The following is a 19,879-nucleotide window of genomic DNA, read 5'->3' as shown; positions in this document are numbered from 1 at the left end:
GACGCAGGTGGTGACCTGGGAGAGCTCGCTGCCGTCCGTCATCGGCGCGCGGGAGGCGACGGCGCTGGAGAAGGCGCGCGGTCTGCGCACCGTGGGGGACCTGGTGCAGTTCGTGCCCACCCGCTACCTGGACCCCGCCCGCCCCGAGGCGATGGCCGACCTGGTGGTGGGGCAGAGCGCCGTGGTGGTGGGCGAGGTCGTGAGAGCCAGCCAGCTGCCGATGCGCAACCAGCCCCGCCGCAAGCGCCTGGTGGTCTCCGTCCGCGACGATGCGGGGGGCCGCATCGAGGTCACCTTCTTCAGCACCTTCGGGCACGCCGACCGGCTGGTGGCCGGTGCCCGGGTGATGTTCATCGGCACCGTGGGGGAGTTCAAGCGGACGCTGCAGATGACCCACCCGGACTACGTGGTGCTGGACAGTCAGGGGGAGGTCGCCGGTGGCGGGGCAGATCCGGCCGCGGGCCTCATCGGGCTCTACAAGGAGGTCAAGGGCATGACCTCCCTGCAGGTGAACAACTCGGCCACGCTGGTGCTGCACGCCCTGGACGAGGCTCCCGACGTGGTGCCGCTGGGGGTGGCCGCGGCCGCCGGGAGCGGGACCGAGATGACCGCACTCGAGGCGTGGACGGCCCTGCACCGCCCGGCGGACTGGTCCGACGTGGCCCGCGGCCGCAACCGGCTGCGCTACTCCGAGGCGTTCGAGCTGCAGGTGGTGCTGGCCCGGTTGCGCGTGCGCCACGAGGCGGACCCGGCGACCCCGCGGCCCCGCCGGGAGGGTGGCGTGGCCGAGCGCTTCGACGCGGCGCTGCCGTTCGCGCTGACCGGTGCGCAGGAGCGGGTGGGGCAGGAGATCGCCGCCGAGCTGGAGCGGACCCACCCCATGCACCGGCTGTTGCAGGGAGACGTCGGCTCCGGCAAGACGATGGTGGCGCTGCGCGCCATGCTCCAGGCCGTGGACTCCGGCGGGCAGGCCGCGCTGCTGGCACCCACCGAGATCCTGGCGACGCAGCACCACCGGGGGCTGGTGGCCACGCTGGGGGACCTGGCCACGGCTGGCCGACTGGCCGGTGGGGTGGAGATCCGCCTGCTCACCGGATCCATGACCGCCGCCCAGCGCCAGAAGGTGCTGCTGGACACCGTCACCGGGCAGGTGGACATCCTGGTGGGCACCCATGCGCTGCTGCAGGACACGGTGGAGTTCGACGACCTGGCCCTGGTGGTCATCGACGAGCAGCACCGGTTCGGCGTGGAGCAGCGTGACGCCCTGCGCGCGAAGGCTGATCCGCCCCCGCACCTGCTGGTGATGACCGCCACCCCCATCCCGCGCACCGTGGCCATGACCGTCTTCGGCGACATGGACGTCTCGGTGCTGGACGAGCTGCCCGCCGGCCGCCAGCCGATCACGACGCACGTGGTGCCGGCGGGCAACCGCACCTGGGTGGACCGCGCCTGGCAGCGGATCGCCGAGGAGGTGTCCGCCGGGCGGCAGGCGTTCGTGGTGGCCTCCCGCATCGACGCCGCGGACGAGACGGCACCCGACGACGGCTCCGGTGCCGAGGTCCCGGGGGACGCCCCCAGCGGCCTGCTGGTGGAGGTCCCCGACGGCCTGGCCCCCGAGGACGCCGAGCGTCCCCCGGCCGTGGGGGTGGAGGAGCTCGTGGTCACCGCGCGGGAGCACCTGTCGCCCCGGGGGATCCGCGTGGAGATGGTGCACGGCCGCATGCCCACCGAGGCCAAGGACGCGGTGATGGCCGCCTTCGTTGCGGGGGAGGTCGACGTGCTGGTGGCCACCACGGTGGTGGAGGTGGGGGTCGACGTGCCCAACGCCAGCGTGATGCTGGTGATGGACGCCGACCGCTTCGGCATCGCGCAGCTGCACCAGCTCCGCGGGCGCATCGGCCGTGGCGGGCACCCGGGGCTGTGCCTGCTGGCCACGCACGTCGAGGCCGGGCCCACCCGGGAGCGCCTGGAACGGGTGGCGGGGACCACTGACGGTTTTGAGCTGGCCCGGGCCGACCTGGAGATGCGTCGTGAGGGGGACGTGCTGGGGGCTGCCCAGAGCGGTTCCTCGGGGCTGGACTTCGTGCGCGTGCTGCAGGATGCCGAGCTCATCGACCGGGCGCGGGAGGCCGCCCGGGCGTACGTGGCCGAGGACCCCGAGCTCACCGGCTGGCCGCCCCTGGCCCGTGCCGTCGCCGACCGTGACGAGAGCGCCGCCTGGTTGGAGCGCAGCTGATGCGGATCATCGCCGGGAGCCTGGGCGGGCGCCGCATCGCCGCCCCACGAGGTGCCAACACCCGACCCACCAGCGACCGGGTGCGCGAGTCCCTCTTCTCGATGCTGGAGCACGAGGGGGTGCTGCGGGACGCCTGGGTGCTGGACCTGTTCGCCGGGTCAGGCGCCCTGGGCCTCGAGGCCCACAGCCGCGGGGCCCGCCGGGTGGACGGGGTGGACTCGGCCGCCGGGGCCATCGCCACCTTCCGGGAGAACCTGGCCAGCCTGGGTCTCGCCGGGACCGATGCGGTGCACGCCCACCACCGCTCGGTGCTCGCCTTCCTGGGCGCCGGACGTCGGGCCCTCGTGGGCGACGGGGCGGACCTGCCCGACGGCGGGCGTGTGGTGCTGGCCCTGCTCGATCCCCCGTACCCGCTGGACGAGGAGGAGCTGGCCGAAGTGCTTGGGGCGCTCGCCGACGACTGGCTGGCGCCCGGCGCGATCGTGGTGGTGGAGCGGTCGGTGCGCAGCCCGGAGCCGGTCTGGCCGCCGGGGCTGGAGCGCTTCCGCCACCGGGAGCAGGGGGAGACGGCCCTGTGGTTCGCCGAGCCCGTGACCGAGCCCGTGACCGAGGCGGCGGCCGAGTCCGACGCCGACGGCCGATGAGCGCCGCACCGTGACCTGCCACGATGGGGTCGTGACCACCACCGCACTGCTGCCCGGTTCCTACGACCCGCTGACCAACGGCCACCTCGACGTGGTGCGCCGCGCGGCCGCCCTGTACGACCGGGTGGTGGTCGCCGTGGTGCACAACCCGGCCAAGACCGGCACCCTCGAGGTGCCGGTACGGGTGCGTGTCATCGAGGAGTCCGTGGCCGACCTGCCCGGGGTGGAGGTCTCGGCCCACACCGGTCTGCTGGTGGACGTGGCCCGTGCGGTGGGCGCGGACGTGGTGGTCAAGGGCATCCGCAGCGAGACCGACTACGCCTACGAGCACCCGATGGCCGCCATGAACCGCCACCTCTCCGGCATCGAGACCCTGCTGCTGCCCGCAGACGGTGCGGTGGCCCACATCTCCTCCACGCTGGTGCGGCAGATCTCCGCCGCGGGGGGCGACGTGACCGAGCTGGTGCCCGAGCCGGTGCGGCGCGCGCTGACCGAGCTGTCCTGAGTCGATGCCGGCCGGTGGGCCTGTGGGACCATGGGGCCCATGATCGAGCTCGACCGTCGGCACCCCCTGGCCCTTGACCTGCGCTCCTTCGGACGACGAGCCGGCACCATGGAGAGCGGGGAGCTCGAGGTCCCCGCCCCCGAGGGCATCGGCACCGATGTGATGGCCGTGCCCGCCGGCTCCCCGCTGCAGCTGGACCTGCGCCTGGAGTCGCTGGTGGACGGTGTCCTGGCCTCCGGCACCGTCACCGGCACCGCGAAGGCCAGTTGCGTGCGCTGCCTGGCCGAGATCGTGCAGGACGTGGACGAGGACTTCCAGGTGCTCTACGTGTGGCCCGGCGGCCGCACCGGGCCGGACGCCGAGGAGGTCGATCCCGAGACGCAGGAGGACGTCCGCGAGCTGGACGGCGACCTGCTGGACCTCGAGCCGGCCATCCGCGATGCGGTGGTGCCCGGCTTCCCCTTCCAGCCGGTCTGCACCGAGGACTGCCCGGGACTGTGCGACCGCTGCGGTGAGCGGCTGGCCGACGACCCGGACCACGCCCACGAGGAGATCGACCCCCGCTGGGCGGCGCTGCAGCAGCTGTCCGAGCGCGACGAGAAGTGAGCCGCACGGCCCGCCCCGTCGCCGAGCTGGCGGCGCGGCTCGAGGAGGTCGCCGGCGTGCCCGTCGACGCCGACCTGCTGCTGCAGGCGGTGACCCACCGCTCGTTCAGCTACGAGAACGACGACGCCCCGCACAACGAGCGGCTGGAGTTCCTGGGCGACTCGGTGCTGGGCCTGGTGGTGACCAACCACCTCTACCGCGTGAACCCCGACCTGCCCGAGGGCGAGCTGGCGAAACTGCGCAGCGCCGTCGTGAGCGCTCGCGCCCTGGGCGGGGAGGCCGGTCGGCTGGAACTGGGCGACTACTTCCTGCTGGGGCGCGGGGAGGAGAACTCCGGCGGGCGTGCCAAGAACTCGATCCTGGCCGATGGGGTGGAGGCCGTGATCGGCGCGGTGTACCTGTCCTCCGGCATGGACGCCGCCACCACCGTGGTGCACCACCTGTTGGACGAGCTGATGGAGCAGTCGCAGACCATGGGCGCCGCCCTGGACTGGAAGACCAGCCTGCAGGAGCTGGGCTCGGCCCGCGGCCTGGGGCTGCCCGAGTACCGCATCACCGACTCCGGGCCGGACCACGCCAAGGTCTTCGAGGCCACCGCCGTGCTGGGCGGCGAGGAGGCGGGCACCGGCTCCGGACCCACCAAGAAGGCTGCGGAGATGATGGCGGCCGAAGCGGCCTGGCACCACCTGACGGCACAGGACTGACGTGCCGGAGCTCCCCGAGGTGGAGGTGGTCCGCGCCGGACTGGACTCCCACGTGGTGGGTCGCCGCATCGAGGTGGCCGACGTGCGCGGCGAGCGGGTGGCGCGCCGTCACGAGGGTGGGGCACCCGCTCTGGCGCGCGCCCTCATCGGACGTCGGCTGCTCTCGGCGGAGCGCCGGGGCAAGTTCCTCTGGCTCCCGCTGGACGACGGCCATGCCCTGATGACGCACCTGGGGATGAGCGGACAGATGCTGGTGCTGCCCGCCGAGGAGCCCCCGGTGCGCCACGAGCACGCCCGGTTGGACTTCGAGGACGGCGGCCCCACCCTGCGCTTCGCCGACCAGCGCACCTTCGGCGGCTGGTCCGTGGAGCCGCTGGTCCCCGACCCCCACGGGGGCGACCACCCCGGCGGTGTGCCGGCGACCACCACCCACATCGCCCCCGACCCCTTCGAGGCCTGCTTCGACCCCGCGGGGGTGGCCGCCCGGCTGCGCACCCGCCGCGGCCCGGTGAAGCGGGCCGTCCTCGATCAGGGTCTGGTGAGCGGCGTGGGCAACATCTACGCCGACGAGGCCCTGTGGCGCACCGGGGTGCACGGGGAACGGCCCGGGCAGTCGCTGACCGCGCCGCGCGCCCGGGCCCTGCTCGCCCACCTGCAGGACGTGATGGCCGAGGCCCTGGAGCAGGGCGGCACCAGCTTTGACGCGCTGTACGTGAACGTCAACGGTGCCAGCGGCTACTTCGACCGGCGCCTGGCGGTGTACGGCCAGCAGGGCCGCCCCTGCCCCCGGTGCGGCAGCCTCGTGCTGCGCTCGCCCTTCGACGGCCGCAGCTCCCACTGGTGCCCCACCTGCCAGACCCGGCCCCGGTCGGCACCCCGCGGGAGCACCCGGTGAGCCTGGACCACCTCGAGGCCGACCTGGTCCAGGACTCCATCGACCAGCTGGCCCGCCGCATCGGCGCCCGTTTCCCCGAGCGCAGCCTCCACCGTGTGGCCCTGCGCGTGCGCCGTCTGGCCGATGAGGTGGAGGAGGCCTCGGACTCCAGCCGCCTGCGCCTGCGGTGGATGCGCTGGGTCACCGGGGCCCTGGCGCTGGCGCTCGCGGTGGCCACGGCGTTGGTGGCGGTCGCCGTCATCGGGCACCTGCGCAGCACCGGGGTGGGGGAGCCCCCGGACTGGCTGGCGCTGCTCGAGAGCGGTGTGAACGACCTGGTCTTCTCCGCGGTGGCCATCTGGTTCCTCATGATGGTGCCCGCGCGGCTGGAGCGGGCCCGCATGCTCGCGCTGCTGCACCGGTTGCGCTCGGTGGCCCACGTCATCGACATGCACCAGGTGACCAAGGATCCAGAGCACCTGCGGGCCGACTACGTGCCCACCGTGGAGTCGGTGACCGACCCGATGGGGCGCGAGGAGATGTCGCACTACCTGGGCTACTGCACCGAGCTGCTGAGCATGGTGGGCAAGGTGGCCGCCCTGTGCGCGGAGGCGTCCGGGGACGACGTGGTGCTGGACACCGTGTCCGATGTTGAGTCGCTCACCAGCGACCTCTCGGCCACCATCCTGCGCAAGGTCGCCCTGCTGCCCTGACCGGGCCCCGGATGCGGTGAGCCCCGGCGGCTGCGACAGTGACCCGGTGCTCACACCCCACCCCGATCTCCCGCGTCCGCCCGGTCGGCTGAGCCCGGGCGCCCTGCCCCTGGGGGACCTGCCCGCCGCCCGGCGGGTGCCGGAGCAGCGCGGGCCGGTGGCCGTGCTCGGCGCGCACCCCGACGACGAGACGGTGGGTGCCGGGCGGCTGGTCGCCCACCTGGCGGACCGCGGTCCAGTCGTCGTGCACGTGGCGACGGCGGGCGAGGGGTGTTTCGGCGACCGCGAGGTGCCCGGCATCGACGACGTGGGGGCCACGCGCCGGGCGGAGTGGGAGGCGGCCCTGACGGCGCTGGGCGCACGCCGGGGCCGGTGCGCCGGACTGCCGGACGGTGATCTGGCCCGGCAGGCCGATGCGGTGACCGCGTGGGTCGAGGACGTGGTCGCCTCGGAGGGACCCGGGGTCCTGCTGGTTCCCTGGCGACTGGACCCGCACCCCGACCACGCGGCCGTCGGTGAGGCGGCCGCGGCCGTGGCCGCACTGCGAGGTGTGACGGTGTGGGAGTACCCGGTGTGGGCGCCGGCCTGGTGCTCGCCGGAGCAGCTCGCCCAGACCGGCTGGCGGCTGCAGTCCTGGACGACCGACAGCGCGGCGGACACCGCACGCCAGGCGGCTCTGCGGTGCTATCCCTCGCAGACCGGTGAGCTGGCGCCGGGGTGGGGTGCGGTGGTGCCGCCCGAGGCCCTGGCCCACCACGGCCGGCAGCTCGTGTGCGTGCAGGAGGCACTGTGATGGCCACCGGCGGCGACCCGGCGGGGCCGGCGATGAGCGCCAAGGGCTGGTACGCCCACGACGACGACCCCTTCGGCGTCGGGACCCTCTGGTACGAGCGCCGCAAGCGGGCGGTCGTGGCGGCCTGTCTGCAGCAGGAGCGCTATGCGCGGGCTTGGGACGTCGCCAGCGGCACCGGTCACCTGGCACAGGACCTGCTCGGACGGTGCGCCGAGCTGGTGGGCAGCGATGCGGACCCACGGGCGGTCGAGCTCACACGGGACCGGTTGACCAGTGGTGGGTCCGGCGAGCCCCAGACCGCGCGAGTGCTGCAGAACCGCCTGCCCTCCCGTCCTCCCGGGCTCGCCGCGTGCGACCTGGTGCTCCTCTCCGAGGTGCTCTACTACCTCGACGACGGGGCCCGGGCGATGGTGCCCGACCTGCTGGAGGCGGTCACGGCGGGCTCTCCGGGGGCCGAGGTGGTGGCGGTGACCTGGCGTCACCATCCCCACGACGGCCACCTCTCGGGCGCGGCGGCCCACGCCGAGCTGCACACGGCCCTGACCGATCGTGGGTGGAGCCGGCTGGTGGACCACCAGGACGAGGACTTCGTGCTGCACAGTTGGACCGCACCGTCCACGGGAGGACAGCCATGACGCCCGACTCCGCCCTGCCCGACTCCGCCCTGCCCCACTCCGGGAGCCTCGGATCCTGCCTCGCGCCGTGGCCGGACCCCGTGCCGGTGGGTGACCACCCCCGTCGTTCCACCGAGGCCGACGTGCTGCGCGCCGCGGTGTGGCCGCTGGTGGACGGCGTGGACTGGGCGCTGCTCACCTGGCCGGAGCTGCTGGCCGCGCTGGGGCGCCGTGGGGCCACCGACATCGCCTGGTCGCGTCTGGCCGAGGGCCATGTCGATGCGGTGCGCATCCTGTCGCAGGCCGGTCGGCGGGCTGCCCCGGACTGTCTGTACGGCGTCTGGGCCTCCCGTTCCCGGGGCACGGGTCCGCGTGCGGAACCGGTGGATGGTGGGTGGCGGGTGCACGGCACCCTCCGCTTCGCCTCCGGGGTGGGGGTGCTGGACCGCGCCCTGGTCACGGGGGTCGACCCGGACGGCACCCACCGGCTGTTCGAGCTGGACGTGAGCACCCTGGTGGGCGATCCGTCATCGTGGGCCGCGACGGGTATGGCCCCCAGCCGGTCGTGGACGGTGGAGGTGGACCGGGGTGCGTCGTCGGACGCGGAGGTGGGGGAGCCGGGGTGGTACCTGCACCGTCCGGCCTTCCTGCCCGGAGGGGTGGGGGTCGCCGCCGTGTGGTGGGGTGCCACGGTACGGGCCGTCCGGGAGGTCCAGCGTGCGGGCCAGGGGGCGCCCGCGGCCCCCGATCGCGCGGTGCGCTGGGGGCACGTGCGCACCGAGCTGGCTGCGGCCGGGGCGGCACTGCAGGTGGCCGGGCTGCGCCTGGAGGAGCTGCTGCCCACCGCGCAGGTCAGGGACTGGGACACGCTCGGTCCGGTGGTGGGGCAGGAGGTGGCGGCGGTCTCCGGGGAGGTGCGGGCGGTGGTCGCGACGGCCGCGGGGCGGGTGCTGGAACACCTCCGGGTGCTGGCCGGAGCGGCGGGGCTGGCGCTGGACGCGGGAGTGGCCCACGCGGTGGAGGACCTCACGGTGTACCTCGCACAGCACCCGGTCGACCGCGCGGCCGGGGGCCTGGGGGATCCCGGGTGACCAGCGTGGTGGTGGGCATCCCCGCCCACGACGAGGAGGACCACATCGGGCCCTGCCTGGAGGCGGTGCTGCGGGCGGCCACGCGGGCGGTGGACGCACCCGGGCTCGTGCGCAGGGTCCACGTGGTGGTCGCTGCCCACCGCTGCACCGACGCGACGGCCCGCCGCGCCACAGCGCTGCTGGAGCGTGCCACCGGTGACCCCCGGGTCACGGGGGAGGTGCTGGTGGACGACGTGAGCACCACCGTGGGTCAGGTTCGGGACCGGGCACTGCGCCACGGGGCGCAGCGCCTGCAGCGCCTGCAGAGCACGCAGGCCACGCAGCGCACGCAGCCCGATGCGCTGTGGCTGCTCAGCACGGACGCGGACTCCCGGGTGCCGGACGGCTGGGTGGAGGACCTGCTGGCCATTGCCCGGGCAGAGGGCGCCTCGGTGGTGACGGGTCTGGTGGACCTGGTCGCCTGGGAGGCCTCCGAGGCCGAGCGGGCGGCGTACGAGCGCCGGGTGGCCGAGGGCCTCCACCCCGGGGGGCACTGGCACGCCTACGGTGCGAACCTCGCCGTACGGCAGGACGTCTACGCGCAGGTGGGGGGCTTTCCCCATCGGGCCGTGGGGGAGGACGTCGGGCTCGTGCAGGCGCTGCGCCGGGCCGGCGCACAGGTGGTCTCCACCACCACGGTGCGCGTCGCCACCTCGGCCCGGGCACCCGGACGAGCCCGCGGTGGGCTGGGATCTCTCCTCGCCGATCTGGCGCGGACCCACGTCGCCGATGGTGGTGCGGCACGAGAGACTGGGGACCACGACGCACGGGCCCGCGCCGCGGGCCGGAAGGAGCACCCATGAACACGCCCGACGAACCGTCGACCACCGGCGACCAGGCCGGGGCCTCCCGGGCCACCCTGTTCGTCCGGGGGCGCGTGCAGGGGGTCGGCTTCCGCTGGTGGACGCGCAGCCGCGCCCTGGAGCTGGGTCTGGTGGGGCACGCTCGCAACATGCGCGACGGTCGGGTGGAGGTGGTCGCCCAGGGCGACCGCGACGCCATCGACCGCCTGGAGGAACTGCTGCGGGAGGACCCGAGCACCGCCGGTCGCCCCGGTGAGGTGGAGACGGTGGTGCGCCAGGACGGCGACGCGCGCCCCGGCGTCGAGGGATTCGTCGAGCGCTGAGGGGATTTCCCCGGGTGTGAAGCAGACGCGTGCCGCGTGGCGCACTGCCGACGGGCTGCTGGGGGAGGACACTGCGCCCCATGGACCCCATCACACCTGCCTACGGCTCAGGCACCCTGCTGCTCATCGCAGCCGGCGCCATCGCCGTGCTGCTCACCCTCATCATTCACTTCCGCCTCCACGCCTTCGTGGCGCTGGTGCTGGTCAGTGCGCTCACCGCGCTGGTGGCCGGCATCCCCGTCGCGGACGTGCCCGCCGCCCTGTCCTCGGGCTTCTCCAGCACGCTCGGCAGTGTGGCGCTGCTGGTCGGCTTCGGCGTCATGCTCGGCCGCATCCTCGAGGTCTCCGGCGGCGCCCAGGTGCTCGCGGACTCGCTGATCTCCCGCTTCGGGGAGAAGCGTGCCCCGTTCGCGCTCGGTGTCGCCGCCCTGCTCTTCGGCTTCCCCATCTTCTTCGATGCGGGGCTCGTCGTCTTCCTGCCCATCATCCTGGCCGTGGCGCGTCGCTTCGGCGGCTCGGTGCTCTACTACGCCATCCCGGCGGCCGGTGCCTTCGCGGCCATGCACGCCCTGGTGCCGCCGCACCCCGGCCCGGTGGCTGCTGCCACGGAGTTCTCGGCCGACATCGGCCTCACCCTGCTGCTGGGCACCGTCGCCGCGGTGATCTCCTGGTACCTCGGTGTGTACCTGGTGAGCAAGTGGCTGGGCCGCCGCTTCGACATCCCGCTGCCCTCGCTGCTGCTGGGTGAGGAGCGGGGCCGTGACGGTCTGACCGACGCCGAGCGCGAGGCCGGCACCGCGGGCCGCACGCCCGGGTTCGGCCTGGTGCTGGGCCTGCTGCTGCTGCCGATGCTGCTCATCGCCGGCAAGACGGTCTCGAACACCCTCATCTCCGACGGCCGTGTGGCCGAGGACAACGCCCTGGCCGGTGTGCTGACCTTCCTGGGCGACACTCCCATCGCCCTGCTGATCACGCTGCTGGCGGCCATCCTGCTCATCCGTGTGGGCGGCGGCAAGGACGGGCTGCAGAAGCTCCTGGACGACGCGCTGGCCCCCATCTGCTCCATCATCCTCATCACCGGTGCCGGTGGCATGTTCGGTGGCGTGCTGCGCGCCAGCGGCATCGGCGAGGCCCTCACCGACTCGCTCGGCGGGCTGGGCATCAGCCTCATCCTGCAGGCCTTCCTCATCTCCACCCTGCTGCGCGTGGCGCAGGGTTCGGCCACGGTGGCCCTGACCACCACGGCCGGCCTGCTCTCGGCGGCCGTGGGAGCCGCATCGCTCGGTGACGTGCAGCTGGTGGCCCTGGTCATCGCCATCGCGGCCGGTGCCACGGTGCTCTCGCACGTGAACGACTCCGGCTTCTGGCTGGTGGGTCGCTTCTTCGAGATGGACACCAAGACCACCCTGCGCACCTGGACGGTCATGGAGACCACCCTGGGCCTGGTGGCCTTCGGTGTGGCCCTGGCGTTGTGGTCCGTGGGCGGTGCCATCGCCTGAGGCGTCTTGTCGTCTGCTGCGGCCCCGCCACGGAACACATCTGTGGCGGGGCCGTGGTGTCTGGCGGGTTGTGACTGGACGCCACTGGGGGGACTGCTGCGAGGTCCGGCCAGGGGGGATTGGCCGGTTGTCCACAGGGTTTGGCCGTCCGGGGGAGGTTGTCGGTGGTCTCGTTTAGTGTGGGGACATCAGTTCGACGGGGTGTCGGACAGTGAGTTGAACACGTGGTGACCATCTGAGGGGGTGGGGGCATGCGGCAGGAGTCGTTCGACACGGGGCAGGGCCCCATGTCCCGTGCGGGTGGGCAGCGGTCCAGCGGCACGTCCAGACCCGCAGACAAGCCCTGTGGTGGTCGTGCGAAGGGTGCGTGGGAACGTGCCGAAGCGGCGCTGGGTGAGGCCGTGTCGGCGGTGGAGTCCGCCCGGACCGCGGACGTGGCGCTGATGGATGCGGTCGGGCGGGTGTACGCGCACACGGTGGCTCACTTGCAGCAGCGTGTGGATGAGGGTGAGCCGGGGATCCTGCGTCCGTGTGATGCGCCGGTGATCGTGACTGAGGAGGTCGTCGCGGCCACCGGTGAGGCTGCTGGGCGGATCGGGCACCTGGTGAACCTGGCCGCCTCCGATCCTGAACGCGTCGAGTGTGGGCGGGAAGCCCTGGTGGAGGGTCGTGCCTCCCTGTCGCGGGTGTTGACCTGGTTCGCTGACACCAAGCACTTGAAGACTGATGATGCGGTCGCGATCGGGCAGGACGTCCTCACCAGGGCAGCTGATGGGTCGCCGCGGACTGCTGCGTCGTTCCGTGAGTTGTTGCGCCGCAGGATCCGGAAGGTCGAGGCGGCCGACCGGCAGGCGGCCCGGGAGCGGATGGTCGAGGCGATCGAAGGTCGTGGGTCGTGGACCCATGCGGGTGATGACGGGACCGGGTCGCTGACGGTGGTGGGTGAGGCCACCCGGGTGGCTGCTGCGTGGGGCCGGTTGGACGCTGCGGCCCGCCGCGCGAAGGCTGCGGGTGATCAGCGGACCCTGTCCCAGTTGCGGTCGGACATCCACCTCGACCTGCTCCTGGTCGGCCAGCTCCCCGGCACCTGCACCAACCCCCAGCACGCGAGTCCCACGACCAAGCCCGGCAACACACCCAGCAACGGCACCGCCGGTGAGGCGGCCATTCATGGCAGTGGCGGCCTGGCAGGTGACGCGTTCACCCAGCCCGGCAGCGCCGCTGGCGACGGCAGTGGCGGCCTGGCAGGTGACGCGTTCACCCAGCCCTCACTGCCCACCCCGACCAACGAGCCGCAGATCCCGGCCCGGGCGACCACGAACACCGGCACCGGTGTGGGCACGCGGCCCCCAGCCCCGGTGGGCTCCGGGCCCGGGTCTCCTGAGCTGTCGGCGCCGCCGGTGTGCACGTCCTGCGGGACCGTGTCGGATGACTGGTTCCCCGTGCCCCAGGTGGGTGACCCGGCCCTACCCCCGGCACGTGTGACGGTCGTCGTGGGCTTGGATGTCCTGCTCGAAAACGCTGCCACCCCGACCAACGGGACCAGTGTGCCCACTACCGGCCCACCGGGCAGCCCTAGCCCACCGGGAAGCGGCCGACCGGATGGTTCGAGTCCTCCGGGCAGTGATAGCCCTCCGGGCGGCAGTCCTCCGGGTGATGAACCGCCCGGCCAGCGACCACCGACCACTCAGACAGCAGATGTGATGGACACCCCCGGTGACGGGGGTGCCCACCGGGGGTTGCGGGGTGTGGCGTTGGGGTGGATGCCTGGGTTCGGGTATCTCGACCCCGAGCATGTCCGTGCCGTGGCGACCCGGGAGGGGTCGGTGTGGCAGCGCCTGGTCGCCGACCCGACCACCGGCCACGCGGTGAGTGTCTCGCCGTACACGTATCGGCCGACGGCGTCGGTGGCCCGGTTCGTCCGCGCCCGGGACGGCATCGCCCGCGACCCCGGCTCCGGGGTCAGCGCCCAGCAGTGCGAGCTCGACCACGTGATCCCCTTCGACGAGGGCGGGCCCACCACCCCGGGGAACCTGCAGTGCCTCTCCCGCCGCGGCCACACCCGTAAGACCACACGCGGCTGGCACGCCACCATCACCGACGACGGCACCGTCCACTGGACCACCCTCCTCGGCCAGACCCACACCACCCAACCCCACGACTACCGCGAGGCCTGACCAGTCACAGCGGGTCCAGAGCGCTGCCGGTCCCGCCGCCGCCCGGGACGTGCCCAGCCCGGAACGTGCCCGCCGCCGTCGTCGCCGATGCCGACGCTGTCGTCGTCGCCGCCGACGCCGGCGTCGACACGGCCCACCCCACGCCACCTTTCGTAGGATGGCGCGGCAGACGGCCCCGCCGTCCCCAGGTCCCCGGCCGACAGGAAACCCTCCACCGTGTACGTGACGTCCCTGACCCTCAAGGGGTTCAAGTCGTTCGCCTCGTCCACGACGATGCAGCTGGAGCCGGGCATCACCTGCATCGTGGGCCCGAACGGCTCGGGCAAGTCGAACGTCGTGGACGCGCTGGCCTGGGTGATGGGGGAACAGGGCGCCAAGTCGCTGCGCGGCGGCAAGATGGAGGACGTCATCTTCGCCGGCACCTCCGGCCGCGCGCCGTTGGGCCGCGCCGAGGTGGCCATGACCATCGACAACACCGACGGCGCCCTGCCGATCGACTACTCCGAGGTCACCATCAGCCGCACCATGTTCCGCAGCGGCGGCTCGGAGTACGCCATCAACGGCACCCCCTGCCGCCTGCTGGACGTGCAGGAGCTGCTCAGCGACTCCGGCATCGGGCGGGAGATGCACGTCATCGTGGGGCAGGGGCAGCTCGATGCGGTGCTCCGCGCCACCCCCGAGGAGCGACGCGGCTTCATCGAAGAGGCCGCCGGGGTGCTCAAGCACCGCCGCCGCAAGGAGAAGGCGCTCCGCAAGCTGGACTCGATGGAGGGCGACCTCGCCCGGGTGCGTGACCTGACGGCGGAGATCCGCCGCCAGCTCGGCCCGCTGGGCCGGCAGGCGGCCACGGCGCGCCGGGCGGCGGTCATCCACATCACCGTCCGGGACGCCCGGGCCCGACTGCTGGCCGACGACCTCGTGCAGCAGCAGGCGGCCCTCAGCGCGGACCTCGCGGACGAACGGGCTGCCCAGGCCCGGCGCGAGGAGGCCGAACAGGCGCTGGCCGCCGCGACCCAGGGGGTGGGCGAGCTCGAGCAGGCCGTGGCCGCCGCGGACGAGCGCCACGACGCCTTCCGCACGCTGTGGTTCACCACCGGCACCCTCATCGAGCGCACCCGTGCCGCCGGCCGCCTGGCCGCCGAGCGCGCGACCCTCGCCGAGCGTGACGCCACCGAGTCCGAGCAGCGCAGCCGCACCGGCCGTGACCCCGAGCAGCTGCAGGCCCAGGCTGCGGAACTGAAGCAGCAGGAGGCCGACGAGGCCGCCCGCATCGAGTCCACCGAGGCAGACCTCGCGCAGGCGACCACCGCCCGCGAGGAGGCCGAGGCCGCGCACGCCGCCGAGGCGCAGCGGTTGGAGCGCCTCGCGAAGGCCGCGGCTGACCGCCGGGAGGGGCTGGCCACGCTGGCCGGGCAGGTGGAGGTGCGCCGGTCCCGCGTGGCCTCGGCACAGACGGAGATCGAGCGGCTGGAGGCCGACATCGCCGCCGGCGAGGAGCAGGCGCAGCAGGCACGCGCTCGGCTGGCGGAGCTCGAGGGCGGCATGGACGAGGCGGAGTCCGGGGAGGCCGGTCTGGACGCCGCCCACGAGGAGGCGCAGGCGGCCGTGGACGCCGCCGCGGCCGAGCTGGAGCAGGCGCGCAACCGGCTGAACACCGCGCAGCAGCGCACCCAGCGCCTCACCGCCCGCGTGGAGGGCCTGGCCGTGGCCCTGCAGCGCCGTGACGGCTCGGCGACGCTCGTGGCCGAGGGCGCGCCCGCCGGTGTGCTGGGTGACCTGACCGACCACCTGCAGGTCGATGCGGGGCACGAGGCTGCGCTGGCCGTCGCCCTGGGGCCCGTTGCCACCGCGCTGGTCGTCGAGGGCCGCGGAGCGGCCACGGCCGCGCTGGAGCACCTGGCCGCGCAGGAGGCGGGCCAGGCCACGTTGGTGCTCTCCTCCGGGTCCGATGCGGGGGAGCCCGTTGCGCTGTCCGTCGCCGACGAGCGTGGTCCGGGTGCGCTCCCGGGCGACGCCGTCTGGGCATCCGGCGTGGTGCGCGTCTCCCCGGCGCTGGCCGGTGCGGTGGCCGAGGCGCTGCAGGGCGTGGCCCTCGCGCCGGACGCCGAGGCCGCCCGGGCCGTGCTGGAGGCGGTGCCGGAGGTGCGGGCCGTGGCCACCAGCACCGGTGAGCTGTGGACCCGGCACCGGGTGACCGGGGGCTCCTCGACCGGCCCCTCCTCGGTGGAGGTGGCGGCCGACCACGACCGCGCCGTGGCCGAGCTGGAGCAGTCCCGCCAGGAGGTCACCGCGGCCGAGGCCGCACGCGACGCTGCGCAGGAGGCGCTGGACCGCGCCCGCCCGGCAGCCGATGCGGCGCTGGCCGCACTGCACGAGTCCGATGCGCGGATGGCCGCCGTGGCCGAAGACCTTGCCCAGGCGGCGCAGGCGGAGCGGGCGGCGCGCTCCGCCATCGAGAACGCCACCGGGCGCCTCGCGACCCGGCGGAACGAGGCCGAGGCCGACCGGGCGGACCTGGAGGCCCTCGAGGCCCGGCTGGCCACGGCGCGGGAGGAGGACGCCCAGGCCCCGGACGCCGCGGACGACACCGCCGAGCGCGACCGGCTGGCCACGGCCGCTGCTCAGGCGCGCGCGCACGAGACCGAGGCACGGCTGGCTGCTCGGACGGCTGCGGAGCGGCTGAAGGCCATCTCCGGCCGCGGTGACGCGCTGGCCGCGCAGGCCCGCAACGAGGTGCTGGCCCGACAGGACGCTGCGCGGCGTGCCGCCCAGCGGCGGCGGGCCGCGGAGCACGCACGGTCCATCGCCGAGCGCGCGCAGGACCTCGTGGCGCGGCTGGAGGCGACCCAGCAGGAGGCCGAGGCCGGCCGACAGGGTGCCGAGGTGGGCCGCGCCGAGGTGCGCGCCGAGCTCGCGGCCCGCCGCACCCGCATCGCTGAGCTCACCGAACGGGTGCGGGAGCTGACCGATGCGGTGCACCGCGACGAGGTGGCCCGCGCGGAGATGCGCCTGCGTGTGGAGGCGCTGCAGCAGCGCGCCACCGAGGAGCTCGGCATGGAGGCCGAGACACTCGTGGCCGAGTACGGCCCCGAGAACGAGGTGCCTGTGCTCGACGACGACGGAGAGCAGACCCGCGACGAGGAGGACAACCCGGCGACCGTGCCGTTCGTGCGCGACGAGCAGGCCAAGCGGCTGCGCCGCGCCGAGCGGGACCTCAAGGCGCTGGGCGCAGTGAACCCGCTGGCGCTGGAGGAGTACGCGGCCATGGAGGAGCGCCACCAGTTCCTCGCGGGCCAGCTGGACGACCTGGTCTCCTCCAAGGAGGCGCTGCTGGAGCTGGTGGCGGAGGTGGACGAGCGGGTGCGCACCGCGTTCGTGGAGGCCTACGAGGACACCGCGCGAGAGTTCGAGGGCGTGTTCTCGCGGCTGTTCCCCGGGGGTGAGGGGCGCCTGGAGCTCACCGACCCCGAGGACATGCTGACCACCGGCATCGAGGTGCAGGCGCGCCCGCCGGGCAAGAAGGTCAAGCGGCTCTCGCTGCTCTCTGGCGGGGAACGCTCACTGACCGCGGTGGCGCTGCTGGTGAGCATCTTCAAGGCCCGCCCGTCGCCCTTCTACATCATGGATGAGGTGGAGGCGGCGCTGGACGACACCAACCTGGGCCGTCTCATCCAGCTCTTCGAGGAGCTGCGCGACTCCAGCCAGCTCATCGTCATCACCCACCAGAAGCGCACGATGGAGGTGGCCGACGCGCTCTACGGCGTCTCCATGAAGGGCGACGGCATCAGCCAGGTCGTCAGCCAGCGGCTCAAGGACTCAGCGCTGCCCCGGGCGTGACGCGTGACAGACTGCCGACGTGCCTGAATTTCTCGACACCCTGACAGAACAGCTCGTCGCCGGCGGTCTGACGCTGGGCCTCCTGGGCGGCGGGACGTGGGCGTGGCTGCGCGCCAAGGCCGGCGGCGGAAGCACCACCGAGGCGCCGCCCGAGCCGGAGCCGCGCACCACCACCCGGCCGCCGATCGAGCACACCCCGGCCAAGAAGTCCACGTACGGGGAGCGTGCCAAGGGCGCGGCCATGGACTTCAACCGGCGCACCGAGCCGGTGGACACGACCACGGCGGGCCCGGGGGTCGAGAAGCCGACGGTCGATGAGGGGCCCACGCACCTCAAGGAGCGCCACACCATCCCGCCGATGCCGGTGGGAGGCGACACCGACGTCGCCGACCGGACGGACATCTCCGACCGGACGCAGTCCCCTCAGGCGGACGCCGCGCCCACCGACACTACCACTCCGGACACGGCTCCCGGGACGACCGACCCGGCGGACGCGCCCACCACCATCGAGGCGCCGCCCAGTGCGGACGGCCGCCTGGTGCGTCTGCGCGCCCGGCTCTCGCGCTCCAACAACGCGGTCGGTCAGGCGCTGCTGAAGCTCCTGAGCTCCGGCGACCTGGACGAGGAGGCCTGGGAGGAGGTCGAGGACACGCTGCTGGCCAGCGACCTCGGCGTGGAGGCCACCACCGAGCTGGTGGACAACCTGCGCAAGCGGGTGCAGGTGGAGAACACCACCGACCCCGAGCTGGTCCGCGGCTGGCTGCGTGAGGAGCTGGTGCGCCTGGTGGATCCGACCATGGAGCGCGGCATCGCCGCCACCCGCCAGAACGGCCGCCCCTCGGTGGTGCTGGTCGTGGGCGTGAACGGCACTGGCAAGACCACCACCGTGGGCAAGATCGCGCGCGTGCTGGTGGCCGAGGACAAGGACGTGGTGCTGGGCGCCGCCGACACCTTCCGTGCCGCCGCCGCCGACCAGCTGCAGACCTGGGGTGAGCGCGTGGGCGTGCGGACGGTGCGCAGCGAGACCGAGGGCGCCGACCCCGCATCGGTGGCCTTCGATGCGGTGCGCGAGGGCCTGGAGTCCGAGGCCGACGTCGTGCTGCTGGACACCGCCGGGCGCCTGCACAACAAGGCCGGGCTCATGGACGAGCTCGCCAAGGTGAAGCGCGTGGTGGAGAAGCGCAGCCAGATCGACGAGGTGCTGCTGGTGCTGGACGCCACCACCGGCCAGAACGGCATGAAGCAGGCCGAGGTGTTCAGCCAGGCGGTGGACGTCACCGGCATCGTGCTGACCAAGATGGACGGCACGGCGCGCGGCGGCATCGTGGTGGCGGTGCAGCGGGCGCTGGGTGTGCCGGTGAAGCTGGTGGGCCTGGGGGAGGGCGCCGACGACCTGGCGCCCTTCGTGGCCACCGACTTCGTGGACGCGCTGCTGGACTGACCGGCAGCGCGCGGTCAGCCCAGGCCCTGCAGCCAGAGCACGGCGCTCGCGTCCGCATGGTCGATGCGGGCGCCGTGCTCCCAGCGCTCCACCTCATCGGCCACGGCGGGCTTGGCGTGGAGGGCCACCGCCAGGCCGGCAGCGCGCAGCATCCCCAGGTCGTTGGCCCCGTCGCCGACGGCCACCACCTGCCACGCCGCCAGCCCGGCGGTGCCGCGCTCCCGCTCGAGGCGCTCCACCTTCGCCTCCTGCCCGAGCACCGGGGGGACCACGCGGCCCGTGAGGAGCCCGTCGCGCACCTCCAGCACGTTTGCGTGGTGGGCGTCCATGTCCAGCTGCGCGGCCACGGGCCCACTGAAGGCGGTGAATCCCCCGGAGACCAGCACGCACCGCGCCCCGGCGCGCCGCATGCCCGCCACCAGCTGCTGCGCACCCGCCGCCGGGCGGATGCGGGCGTGCAGCACCTCATCGACCAACGATGCGGGGGCGCCCGCCAGCAGGGCGACCCGCTCGTGCAGGGCGGCGGCGAAGTCGAGCTCGCCGGCCATGGCGCGCTCGGTGACCTGGCGCACCCTCGCGCCCACGCCCCATACCTCCGCGAGCTCGTCGAGGCACTCCTGGCCGATCATGGTCGAGTCCATGTCCGCCACCAGCAGCCGTCGGGGTGTGGGGTCGCCGGGCAGGACCACGAGGTCCACCCCGTGCTCCCGCCAGGCCGCGGCCCGCTGCCGCATCCCGGGCGCCATCGATGCGGGGAGGGGCCACTGCAGACAGGCCCCCTCGCCGGCCACCCGGGCATCGGCCGGAGCGTCCAGGGCGCGGGCGGCATCGGCCAAGGGAGACCGCCGGGCGGCGGCGGTCATCACCGTGACCGTCCAGCGACCGGGCGAGCCGGGGGGCGTGGCACCGGTGTCCATGGCACCGCACGATAATGGGAGGGAGGTTCCCGCGGTGGCCCGGTCGAGGTCACCTCGAGGTTC

General features: G+C 74.0%; 17 protein-coding genes. 16 read left to right on the top strand and 1 reads right to left on the bottom strand.

What is annotated here, in order from left to right; translation table 11 throughout:
* The first annotated feature begins 10 nt into the window (after positions 1–10).
* From ACEY2A_RS05210 to ftsY, 16 genes are all read left to right on the top strand, one after another.
* Positions 11–2,236, top strand: a complete 2,226-nt coding sequence (locus ACEY2A_RS05210; RefSeq protein WP_374929807.1) for an ATP-dependent DNA helicase RecG — start codon at positions 11–13, stop codon at positions 2,234–2,236.
* Positions 2,236–2,880, top strand: coding sequence for an RsmD family RNA methyltransferase (locus ACEY2A_RS05205; RefSeq protein ID WP_374929806.1), 645 nt, complete (start codon positions 2,236–2,238; stop codon positions 2,878–2,880). Before ACEY2A_RS05210 ends, ACEY2A_RS05205 begins: the two co-directional genes overlap by 1 nt.
* A 31-nt stretch (positions 2,881–2,911) precedes the next feature.
* Positions 2,912–3,385: a pantetheine-phosphate adenylyltransferase gene (coaD, locus tag ACEY2A_RS05200; RefSeq protein WP_374929805.1), complete on the top strand. Its 474-nt coding sequence runs from the start codon at positions 2,912–2,914 to the stop codon at positions 3,383–3,385.
* A gap of 39 nt (positions 3,386–3,424) precedes the next feature.
* Positions 3,425–3,991, top strand: coding sequence for a DUF177 domain-containing protein (locus tag ACEY2A_RS05195; protein ID WP_374929804.1), 567 nt, complete (start codon positions 3,425–3,427; stop codon positions 3,989–3,991).
* Positions 3,988–4,695: a ribonuclease III gene (gene rnc, locus ACEY2A_RS05190; RefSeq protein ID WP_374929803.1), complete on the top strand. Its 708-nt coding sequence runs from the start codon at positions 3,988–3,990 to the stop codon at positions 4,693–4,695. The genes ACEY2A_RS05195 and rnc overlap by 4 nt, the downstream gene beginning before the upstream one ends.
* A gap of 1 nt (position 4,696) precedes the next feature.
* The gene (gene mutM / locus ACEY2A_RS05185; protein WP_374929802.1) at positions 4,697–5,590 is read left to right on the top strand and encodes a bifunctional DNA-formamidopyrimidine glycosylase/DNA-(apurinic or apyrimidinic site) lyase; all 894 of its coding nucleotides are present in this window, start codon (positions 4,697–4,699) and stop codon (positions 5,588–5,590) included.
* Positions 5,587–6,282 (top strand): hypothetical protein, encoded by a 696-nt coding sequence (locus ACEY2A_RS05180; RefSeq protein WP_374929801.1) that lies wholly within the window; start codon positions 5,587–5,589, stop codon positions 6,280–6,282. The genes mutM and ACEY2A_RS05180 overlap by 4 nt, the downstream gene beginning before the upstream one ends.
* Before the next feature lie 46 nt (positions 6,283–6,328).
* Positions 6,329–7,075 (top strand): PIG-L deacetylase family protein, encoded by a 747-nt coding sequence (locus ACEY2A_RS05175; RefSeq protein WP_374929800.1) that lies wholly within the window; start codon positions 6,329–6,331, stop codon positions 7,073–7,075.
* On the top strand, positions 7,075–7,710 hold the full coding sequence (locus tag ACEY2A_RS05170) for a methyltransferase (RefSeq protein ID WP_374929799.1): 636 nt from the start codon (positions 7,075–7,077) through the stop codon (positions 7,708–7,710). The genes ACEY2A_RS05175 and ACEY2A_RS05170 overlap by 1 nt, the downstream gene beginning before the upstream one ends.
* Positions 7,707–8,780, top strand: coding sequence for a hypothetical protein (locus ACEY2A_RS05165; RefSeq protein ID WP_374929798.1), 1,074 nt, complete (start codon positions 7,707–7,709; stop codon positions 8,778–8,780). The genes ACEY2A_RS05170 and ACEY2A_RS05165 overlap by 4 nt, the downstream gene beginning before the upstream one ends.
* On the top strand, positions 8,777–9,622 hold the full coding sequence (locus tag ACEY2A_RS05160; RefSeq protein ID WP_374929797.1) for a glycosyltransferase: 846 nt from the start codon (positions 8,777–8,779) through the stop codon (positions 9,620–9,622). The genes ACEY2A_RS05165 and ACEY2A_RS05160 overlap by 4 nt, the downstream gene beginning before the upstream one ends.
* Positions 9,619–9,945 (top strand): acylphosphatase, encoded by a 327-nt coding sequence (locus ACEY2A_RS05155; RefSeq protein WP_374929796.1) that lies wholly within the window; start codon positions 9,619–9,621, stop codon positions 9,943–9,945. Before ACEY2A_RS05160 ends, ACEY2A_RS05155 begins: the two co-directional genes overlap by 4 nt.
* A gap of 80 nt (positions 9,946–10,025) precedes the next feature.
* The gene (locus ACEY2A_RS05150) at positions 10,026–11,444 is read left to right on the top strand and encodes a GntP family permease (RefSeq protein ID WP_374929795.1); all 1,419 of its coding nucleotides are present in this window, start codon (positions 10,026–10,028) and stop codon (positions 11,442–11,444) included.
* 251 nt (positions 11,445–11,695) lie between these two features.
* Positions 11,696–13,621, top strand: coding sequence for an HNH endonuclease signature motif containing protein (locus ACEY2A_RS05145; RefSeq protein WP_374929794.1), 1,926 nt, complete (start codon positions 11,696–11,698; stop codon positions 13,619–13,621).
* A gap of 216 nt (positions 13,622–13,837) precedes the next feature.
* Entirely contained in the window at positions 13,838–17,458 is a 3,621-nt protein-coding gene (gene smc, locus ACEY2A_RS05140) for a chromosome segregation protein SMC (RefSeq protein WP_374929793.1), read from the top strand.
* 19 nt (positions 17,459–17,477) lie between these two features.
* Positions 17,478–18,899: a signal recognition particle-docking protein FtsY gene (gene ftsY, locus ACEY2A_RS05135; protein ID WP_374929792.1), complete on the top strand. Its 1,422-nt coding sequence runs from the start codon at positions 17,478–17,480 to the stop codon at positions 18,897–18,899.
* A 14-nt stretch (positions 18,900–18,913) separates the two neighbouring features.
* Here the strand turns inward: ftsY and serB are convergent, their stop codons facing one another.
* Positions 18,914–19,816 (bottom strand): phosphoserine phosphatase SerB, encoded by a 903-nt coding sequence (gene serB, locus ACEY2A_RS05130; RefSeq protein ID WP_374929791.1) that lies wholly within the window; start codon positions 19,814–19,816, stop codon positions 18,914–18,916.
* Positions 19,817–19,879 lie beyond the last annotated feature (63 nt).

This window comes from Kytococcus sedentarius (assembly GCF_041937525.1).
Taxonomy (GTDB): domain Bacteria; phylum Actinomycetota; class Actinomycetes; order Actinomycetales; family Dermatophilaceae; genus Kytococcus; species Kytococcus sedentarius_A.
The sequence above is the reverse complement of the archived record's forward strand: the minus strand, read 5'-3'. Positions and strand labels throughout refer to the sequence as shown.

Bases quoted from the DNA above. Each gene is read 5' to 3' on its own strand.
- ACEY2A_RS05205 (WP_374929806.1), top strand. From the start codon at position 2,236: ATGCGGATCATCGCCGGGAGCCTGGGCGGGCGCCGCATCGCCGCCCCA.
- ACEY2A_RS05195 (WP_374929804.1), top strand. From the start codon at position 3,425: ATGATCGAGCTCGACCGTCGGCACCCCCTGGCCCTTGACCTGCGCTCC.
- ACEY2A_RS05170 (WP_374929799.1), top strand. From the start codon at position 7,075: ATGGCCACCGGCGGCGACCCGGCGGGGCCGGCGATGAGCGCCAAGGGC.
- ACEY2A_RS05165 (WP_374929798.1), top strand. From the start codon at position 7,707: ATGACGCCCGACTCCGCCCTGCCCGACTCCGCCCTGCCCCACTCCGGG.
- ACEY2A_RS05155 (WP_374929796.1), top strand. From the start codon at position 9,619: ATGAACACGCCCGACGAACCGTCGACCACCGGCGACCAGGCCGGGGCC.
- ACEY2A_RS05150 (WP_374929795.1), top strand. From the start codon at position 10,026: ATGGACCCCATCACACCTGCCTACGGCTCAGGCACCCTGCTGCTCATC.
- ACEY2A_RS05145 (WP_374929794.1), top strand. From the start codon at position 11,696: ATGCGGCAGGAGTCGTTCGACACGGGGCAGGGCCCCATGTCCCGTGCG.
- serB (WP_374929791.1), bottom strand. From the start codon at position 19,816: ATGGACACCGGTGCCACGCCCCCCGGCTCGCCCGGTCGCTGGACGGTC.